The 7,547-nt window shown below is 69.9% G+C and carries 6 protein-coding genes; 3 read left to right on the plus strand and 3 right to left on the minus strand.

All coding sequences use genetic code 11. The features are described 5' to 3' along the window. Nucleotides 1–6: 6 nt before the first annotated feature. Together IJH84_RS29205 and IJH84_RS04300 are read left to right on the plus strand one after the other, a co-directional pair. A complete protein-coding gene (locus tag IJH84_RS29205) occupies nucleotides 7–105 on the plus strand; it encodes a helix-turn-helix domain-containing protein (protein ID WP_367268952.1) in 99 nt (32 codons plus the stop codon). A gap of 452 nt (nucleotides 106–557) precedes the next feature. Continuing rightward, nucleotides 558–1,763 carry a glycosyltransferase gene (locus tag IJH84_RS04300; protein ID WP_295140438.1) on the plus strand — a complete coding sequence of 402 codons (1,206 nt, stop codon included), beginning with the start codon at nucleotides 558–560 and terminating at the stop codon, nucleotides 1,761–1,763. Nucleotides 1,764–1,768: 5 nt separating this feature from the next. Here the strand turns inward: IJH84_RS04300 and IJH84_RS04305 are convergent, their stop codons facing one another. Next, complete coding sequence (locus IJH84_RS04305) at nucleotides 1,769–2,179, minus strand: DUF2000 domain-containing protein (protein ID WP_233628143.1); 411 nt, start codon at nucleotides 2,177–2,179, stop codon at nucleotides 1,769–1,771. Nucleotides 2,180–2,228: 49 nt separating this feature from the next. Between IJH84_RS04305 and IJH84_RS04310 the strand changes: the two genes are divergently transcribed. Then, complete coding sequence (locus IJH84_RS04310) at nucleotides 2,229–3,035, plus strand: AraC family transcriptional regulator (RefSeq protein ID WP_295140444.1); 807 nt, start codon at nucleotides 2,229–2,231, stop codon at nucleotides 3,033–3,035. A gap of 70 nt (nucleotides 3,036–3,105) precedes the next feature. Here IJH84_RS04310 and IJH84_RS04315 read toward each other — a convergent pair whose 3' ends face one another. Together IJH84_RS04315 and IJH84_RS04320 are read right to left on the minus strand one after the other, a co-directional pair. Next, on the minus strand, nucleotides 3,106–4,038 hold the full coding sequence (locus IJH84_RS04315; protein WP_295140447.1) for an MBL fold metallo-hydrolase: 933 nt from the start codon (nucleotides 4,036–4,038) through the stop codon (nucleotides 3,106–3,108). A gap of 119 nt (nucleotides 4,039–4,157) precedes the next feature. After that, entirely contained in the window at nucleotides 4,158–7,364 is a 3,207-nt protein-coding gene (locus IJH84_RS04320; protein WP_295140450.1) for a UvrD-helicase domain-containing protein, read from the minus strand. Nucleotides 7,365–7,547 lie beyond the last annotated feature (183 nt).

A 7,547-nucleotide genomic window follows, 5' to 3' on the forward strand; every position in this document is an offset into this window, starting at 1 on the left:
ACCGAGGTGCTCGCCGCCTCCGGCGGCAACAAGGCCGCAGCGGCGCGCCGGCTGGGACTGTCCCGGCCGACCCTGTACGCGAAACTCCGCGCCTACCGGATCTGACACCCTCGGCTGCTTCGTCCAGCACAGGTGGGAAAAGCCGACGATCAGCGCAAGTTCGGAGCCCGGGAATGCGATGATCCGCCGACCGCGTCCCCGAGCCTGCTGCTCGAGGATTCATGGACCGACACTTCGTGTTCGTCAACGTCGGCGCCGACGGCCAGGTCAATCCCCTGGTGGCCGTCGCTCAAGATCCCGAGCAAGAAGCCAACGCCGCAGAGTCGAACAACTCGGCGCCGGGCGTCGACTGGCGCGGACCGACCTGCCCCCGAAGCTGCTGCGCGAGACCGTGGAGGCGGTCGCCGCCGACGACGACATCCGCGCAAGCGCCGCCACCCGCAGCACGGCACTGCAACGCTGCGACGGCCCGGCCCGCGGAGCCGACGCACTCGAAGACCACCTCAGCTGAACGGCCATAGGGCCAGTCCGAAGACGAAACCACTGTGGAGGGTGGAATGCGGGCACTGCTGGCGACCATCGGATCGCGCGGCGAAGTGCAACCGGTGGTCGCCCTGGCTCGGCGATTGAAGGAGCTCGCGCAGGAAGTCCGGGTGTGCGCGCCCCCAGACTTCGCCACCTGGATCGAGGAACTCGGGATCCCGGTGTCGCCCCTCGGGCCACCGATGCGCCCCGCGCCCGGCTCCGCGACGTGGGACCTGTCCACACCCGAAGGCCGGCGGCGAGCGGCCAAGGACGCCGTGGCCGCGCAGTTCGCCACGCTCCCGGAAGCCGCCGAAGGATGCGACGTCCTGCTAGCGACCGGGACCGTCATGGTCGCGGCCCGGTCAGCGGCCGAAATGGTGGGCATCGACTACCTGCACGCCCACTACTGCCCGGCCACCCTGGCTTCCGCGCACCACCCGCCGGCACCCTGGCCGGGCTGGCCGCAGCACGACACCGGCACCAACGACCAGCTGTGGCAACGGGAAACGCAGCGCTGGAACGACACCTGGGCGAGCCCGCTCAACGAGCACCGCACCACCGCCGGACTCGCCCCGGTCGAGAACGTGCGCAGCCACGTCGTCACCGACCGGCCGTGGCTGGCCGCCGACCCCGCGCTCGGCCCCTGGCCCGATGCGGCAGACCGCACCGTGTTCCAGACCGGCGCGTGGATGCTGCCCGATCAGCGATCGCTGCCGGACGAGCTGGAATCGTTCCTGGCCGCCGGCGCAGCCCCGGTCCATTTCGGTCTGGGCAGCATGCCCGCACCCGGGCACGACCTCGGCCAGGTCCTGACCACGGCCGCCCGCGCACTCGGGCGGCGGACGATCATTACCGCCGGATGGGCGGGCTTGACGGCCGCCGACAGCGACTCGGAATGCCTCGTGATCGGCGAGACCAACCACCAAGCGCTGTTCGAGCGGGTCGCCGCCGTCGTGCACCACGGCGGCGCGGGAACCACCACTACCGCGGCGCGGGCAGGAACGCCCCAAGTGCTGATCCCGCAGGTCTACGATCAGCACTACTGGGCCGAACGCGTCGACCACCTCGGGATCGGAGTCGCGCACCCGCCGGGAATGCCCAGCGCCGACTCGCTGACCGCCGCGCTCGACAAGGCCACGACCTCCGCGGTCACCACCCGCGCCCGCGCGCTCGCCCCCGCGATCCGCACCGACGGCACCACGGTCGCCGCACGACACCTGATCGCAGGCGGACGGTGAACCGATCAGGGATGCATGTGCGCACCCTTGACGATCTTGTCGACGGCGTTTCGCGGGCCGCGCAGCGCCAGGCCCACGAGGTCGAGAGCATCGCGGGGCACGGCGCGGACCGCGGCGCGGTTGGCTTCGTCATGGCCGGTGGAGAACAGATCGGCGGTGAAGATCGCCGTGGGCAGCTCGCGCGCGACGGCCTTGGCGTGCGCAGTGGTCAACAGCTCTTTGCCCGCTTCGAACACCAGCACCGGCTGGCGCAGCATCGGCAGATACCGGGTGTCGTCGGCGTCGAGGTAGGGCTCGCCGACCAACTCCGGATCACCGGCGGTGATACCGCTGGTCAGGAACGCGGTCACGTTGAGCCGCTGCCAGGTCGCCAGATCCTCCCGCAGCAGTACGGCGATTTTCGTGTCGAAGCGCATGACCACCACCCTCACCGCTGATCCCCGCACGGTCTTGTACGTTTTTCGCATGACGGGCCAGGCCGCGGAGCGCACCGGCGTCGCGGCGTGGCGGCCGCGGGTACCGGGGGTCTCCGAGGTGTTCCACGCGCGCTTCACCACCCACGCCTACCCGCTGCACACGCACCAGACGTGGACCCTGCTGATCCTCGACGAAGGCGCGGTGTCCTACGAGATCGACCGCCACGCCAGGCACGCGCTGAGCGGCCAGGTCACGCTCCTGCCGCCCCGGATCCCGCACGACGGGCGCCCCGCCACCTCCGGTGGGTTCCGCAAAAGGGTGCTCTACCTCGACGAGCACACCGTCGGTTCGCAGCTGGCGGACAAAGCGGTCGACCACCCCGGCCTGAACGATCCCGCCCTGTGCTCCAGCATCGCGGGACTGCACGATCTGCTCGCCCAGCCAGGAGAAGAACTGGCCGCCGAGACCCGGCTCGTCCTGGTGACCCAGCGGCTCCGCACCCACCTCGCCGGGCGGGCCGGCACCGAGCGGACCGATCCCGCGCCCGCTCGCCGACTCCGCGATCTGCTCGATGCGCACCTCGTCGAGGGAATCACTCTCGAGCACGCCGCAGCGCTGCTCTCGACGCACCCGGCCCACCTGGTGCGCGCGTTCACCCGCGCCTACGGGCTGCCGCCGCACCGGTACCTGACCGGACGGCGCGTCGAACGGGCACGCCACCTGCTGCTCGACGGTATGCCCATCGCCGAAGCCGCGTCCGCGGCCGGGTTCCACGATCAGCCCCACCTCACCCGCCACTACCGGCGCCTGCTCGGCACCACCCCGGGGCGCTACCGCGCGGCACAAGCACGCTGATCCGCACAGCGAACTCCGCTGCGTCGCGCGAGGTTGGGCGCGGTTCGCCCCGCCTACCGGATCCGACCGTTCAGGCCAGGCAGGTCAGTGGTTCGCCGCCGTTGTAGGTGACCATGTCGGCGAGCGCGGCAGCGGTGTCGATGGGGCCACCGGGCGGGGTGCCGTCGAGTTCGGCGTAGGCGCGGTGCAGGTTCCCGACGATCCGTTCGGCGTCGGGCCAGTCGGCGAAGCGCCCGAGGTCGGTGTCCCGTGCCGTCTGCAGCGGAGTGATTCCCTCGGCGTGGCCGCGTTCGGCGAGCTCGGCCACGAACCGCAGGTAGTCCAGGTTCGCGGCCACCGGTTCATCGTCGTGGAAGACCGGGCCGTGCCCGGGAACCACCGTCGCCGCCTGCAGCGGGCGCAGCACGTTCGCCAGCACCCCGGCGCAGCCGGTCACCGAACCCATCAGCAAGAACGGCGTGCCGCCGTTGAAGACCAGGTCGCCGCAGAACACCGTCGCCGAGTCCGGGAACCACACCAGCGAATCGTTCGTGGTGTGCGCGGGGAAGCCGACGTGGCGCACCTCGGCGCGCTGCTCGCCGACCCACAGCCCGATGCGGTCGGTGAAGGTCAGAAACGGCGGGTCCAGCGGCAACTCGCCCCACTGCGGGTTCTGCCACCACGGCAGCTCGCGCGCGGGACCGAACGCGATCGCCTCGGTGCGGGTCCGCTCGTGCGCCACGATCGTCGCGCCGGGGAACAGGGCGTTGCCGAAGGTGTGGTCGCCGTGGTGGTGGGTGTTCACCAGCGTGCGCACCGGCGCCGCGGTCACCGAGGCGATCGCGTCGAGGAACGCGCGGGTGCGCTGCTCGGTGGAACAGGAGTCGATCGCGACGACGCCCTGCGGTCCGACCGCGAAGCCGGTGTTGTTGATCCACCACGTGCCGTCGGGCTGGATGTAGGCGTACACGCCGTCGGCGACTTCTTGCAGCCGAGGAGGGCCCGGCCGGGTCACGTCGATCATCATGAGTCCTTCCGCAGCGGGACGAGGGGAGCGGCCGGTTCGATGCGAGTGTCGAACGAGCTCGAGTCAGCGCCCCGACCGACACACCGCCCCGAACCGGACGCACGAGTCGGGACCGCTCACAGCAAACTCAACTGCGTCGCCCGAGGTTTGCGCGGCGCAGCCGGTTCACTGCGCACCACACCATCGCCGAGCCCGGACAAGAACGGCGAGGCCACCCGCTCCCGCACCTGACCGTGCCTGCTGCGCCGCGCGGCGTGGGTCAACCACAACTGATCCTGCGCGCGAGTCATCCCCACGAAGAACAACCGCCGCTCCTCGGCCACCTCGTCCCGTGCGGACTCCGAACCCGGCCAACGCAACGGCAACAACCCGTCCTCGCAGCCGACCAGGAACACCACCGGGAACTCCAAGCCCTTTGCCGCGTGCAACGACAACAGCGACACCGCCTCCGCGCGCGGATCCAACGTGTCGACCTCCGCACCGAGCCGCACCTCCGAGCGGAACCGCTCCAGATCATCGCCGCATCGCAGCGCCAGCGGCGTGAGCACCTCCAGACCGCTGTGCACCTCGTCCTGCACATCGTCCGGAACGCTGAACACCACCGCCGTCGCCGCCGCGCGCAACCGCTCCAGCACCGACCCCTCCCGGTCGGCGACGTGCGCCAGCTCCCGCATCAGCAACTCCACGCCCGGACGCGCCGAAAGCAGATCGTGCGAACGCTTCTGCACCGGCAACCCGCAGCGCGCGAACTCCTCGATCAACACCCGCGACTGCGCATCCGTGCGATACAGCACCGCGATGTCACCGAAGCCCACACCACCATGCCCATCACCGGCGACCCGGCCGCTGTCGAGCGAATGGAACGACGAACCACCCAGCAACTCATCGACCGCGCGCGCCACGAACGCCGCCTCCGCACGCTCATCCGCAGCCTCGTGCCGCACCACCCGATGCGCCGCCCGCTGCCCGGCCGCGTGCAACTCGCGGCCCGGAACCAGCGTCGAAGGCCCGATACCGCGCAACGCCGCATCCACGATGTGCGCCCCGGAGCGGTAATTCCGCGTCAACGACAACACCGGAGCGGCCGGATGATCCTGCTCGAAACGCAGGAAGAACCCCACGTCCGCGCCCCGGAACGAATAGATCGCCTGATCCGGATCACCGATCGCGGTCAGATTCGCCTCCGCCGGGGCCAACGCCTGCAACAACCGGTACTGCGCATCGTCGACGTCCTGGTACTCGTCGACCGTGATCCAGCGGAACCGCTCGCGGTACGACTCGGCCAGGTCCGGATCCTGCTCCAGCAGCCACACCGGAAGCGCCACCAGATCGTCGAAATCCACCAGGTCCAGCTCCCGCAGCCGCCGCCGATACCGCTCGGCGACCGCGACGAGTTCGGAGCTCCCGACCTGCTCGGAATCCCCAGCCTGCGCCGAGTCTCCAGCCTGCGCCGAGTCCGCCTCGCCGCAGCGGCGCAGCCGCGACAACTTCGCCAACTTCGCCCGCGCGCCACGCTCATCACCGGTGACCTCGGCCAGCACCGCCACCCGCCGATCGGCATCGGCCACCGAGAACTCCGCCGACAACCCGACCCGCTCGTGCTGCTCCCGCAACACCTGCAAACCGAACGAATGGAACGTGCCCACGGTCATCTCACCCGCAGCGGCACCGATCAGGCCGTGCAGCCGCTCACTCAGCTCCTGCGCCGCGCGCCGCGTGAACGTGATCGCCAAGCACTCCCTGGCAGGCACCTCCCGCTCCAGCACCAAGTGCGCCAGCCGATGCGTCACCGTGCGCGTCTTGCCCGTACCCGGACCCGCCACGATCAACAACGGACCCGACGGCACCGCCGCAGCCGCCCGCTGATCCGGATCCAGCCCGGCCAGCACACCCGAATCCGCGACATCCTCGACCGGCGCCGACACCTCGCGCGGCGAAACCCGCTCAACCGCGGCATCACCAGCCGGAGACTCCGGCACCGCAGCAGGCCCCGGCACCGCGGAACGTTCGGAATCAGCCGGCGGGGCAGGGGAGAGCGACTCGTCATCGAACAACGCGAACGCACCCGCATTCCGCACCCGAGACAACTCCGCCGGATCGAACACCCGGATCGTGCCGTACTCGCCGTCGAAACCCGCCTCGCGCACCACCGCGCCGCGCCGCAACCGCTCGACCGCCTCGGCAACCGCGGGATCACTGCGCCGCAGCTCCTCGACCGGCACCTCCTGCAAGATCGACAACTCCGGGCCGTGCGCGGCCGTCAACGCACTCACCGCATCGAAGACCTTCTTGCTCTTCGGCCCCACGCCCCGGACCTCGCCCACGATCTCCGGCAGCGGAATCAAACTGCGAAAACCCGCAGCACCATCCGGGCGCACACCCGCATCCCGATCCGCCAGCGCATCCACCCGGTGCAACACCCCGACCGTCAACGGCTTCCCGCACCCCGGGCACCGGCCGTCATGAGCACGGGTGTCGGACGGATCCATCCGCACCGAACACTTCCGATGCCCGTCCAGGTGGTACTTGCCCTCCTCCGGGAAGAACTCCACCGTGCCCTCGAAACCACGACGCGTCTCCAGCGCGCGCTTGACCGCGAAGTAGTCCAGCTCGGTGTCGAAGACCGTCGCCTCCCGCCCCAGCATCGGCGGCGAATGCGCATCCGAATGGCTCACCAGCGTGTAACCGTCCAAACCGGACACCCGCCAGTTCATCTCCGGATCGCTGGAAAGCCCCGTCTCCAACGCGAAGATGTGCCCCGACAGATCCCGGTAAGCCTCCTCGATCGAATCGAACCCCGCCTTCGACCCCAGCACCGCGAACCACGGCGTCCACACGTGCGCAGGAACCAGATAACCGCCGCTTTCCAGCGTGATCTCCAGCAAGTCCCGCGAATCCAGCCCCAGGATCGGCCGCCCGTCCGAAGCCAGGTTCCCGATCCTGCCCAACCGGCGGGTGAACTCCTCCGCCGCCGCGAAGTCCGGCACGTAGCACAGGTGGTGCACCTTGCGCGTGCGCTCGCCGTACTTGTAGATCGTCGAGATCTCCACCGACAGCATGAACCGCACCTCACCGGTGCAGTTCGGCGGCATCCCAGCCGACATCTCCCGATCGCGCTCCGGACGCAACCGCAGCAACCCCGGCTCGGCCTCCTCGAGCACCTCCCGCAGATGCGCGAACCACGCCGGGTGCGTGAAATCCCCGGTACCCGCCAACGTGATGCCCTTGCGCCTGGCCCACCACGTCAAATGCTCGATGTCGCAGTCCTTGCTGCACGCGCGGGAGTATTTGGAATGGATGTGCAGGTCGGCATGAAAACGCACCCGGCGATCTTGCCAGCCCCGCGATCACGCCGACCGCACGGGGCGACCGCCCGGACTTTGACTTCAAGCGCACTCGAAATCCGAACATGAGGCGAGACCAGCTTCCCGATCCCGCCACGAGGTGCGCAAATGATCCCCTACACCGACGCGATGCACGAAGCGCTCGACCGCCTCGACGGCCTC

Source organism: Saccharopolyspora sp. (assembly GCF_017434145.1).
Lineage (GTDB): Bacteria > Actinomycetota > Actinomycetes > Mycobacteriales > Pseudonocardiaceae > Saccharopolyspora_C > Saccharopolyspora_C galaxeae.

Excerpts from the sequence above, each read along its gene's own strand:
- IJH84_RS04300 (WP_295140438.1), top strand. The coding sequence starts at position 558 with ATGCGGGCACTGCTGGCGACCATCGGATCGCGCGGCGAAGTGCAACCG.
- IJH84_RS04305 (WP_233628143.1), bottom strand. The coding sequence starts at position 2,179 with ATGCGCTTCGACACGAAAATCGCCGTACTGCTGCGGGAGGATCTGGCG.
- IJH84_RS04310 (WP_295140444.1), top strand. The coding sequence starts at position 2,229 with ATGACGGGCCAGGCCGCGGAGCGCACCGGCGTCGCGGCGTGGCGGCCG.
- IJH84_RS04315 (WP_295140447.1), bottom strand. The coding sequence starts at position 4,038 with ATGATCGACGTGACCCGGCCGGGCCCTCCTCGGCTGCAAGAAGTCGCC.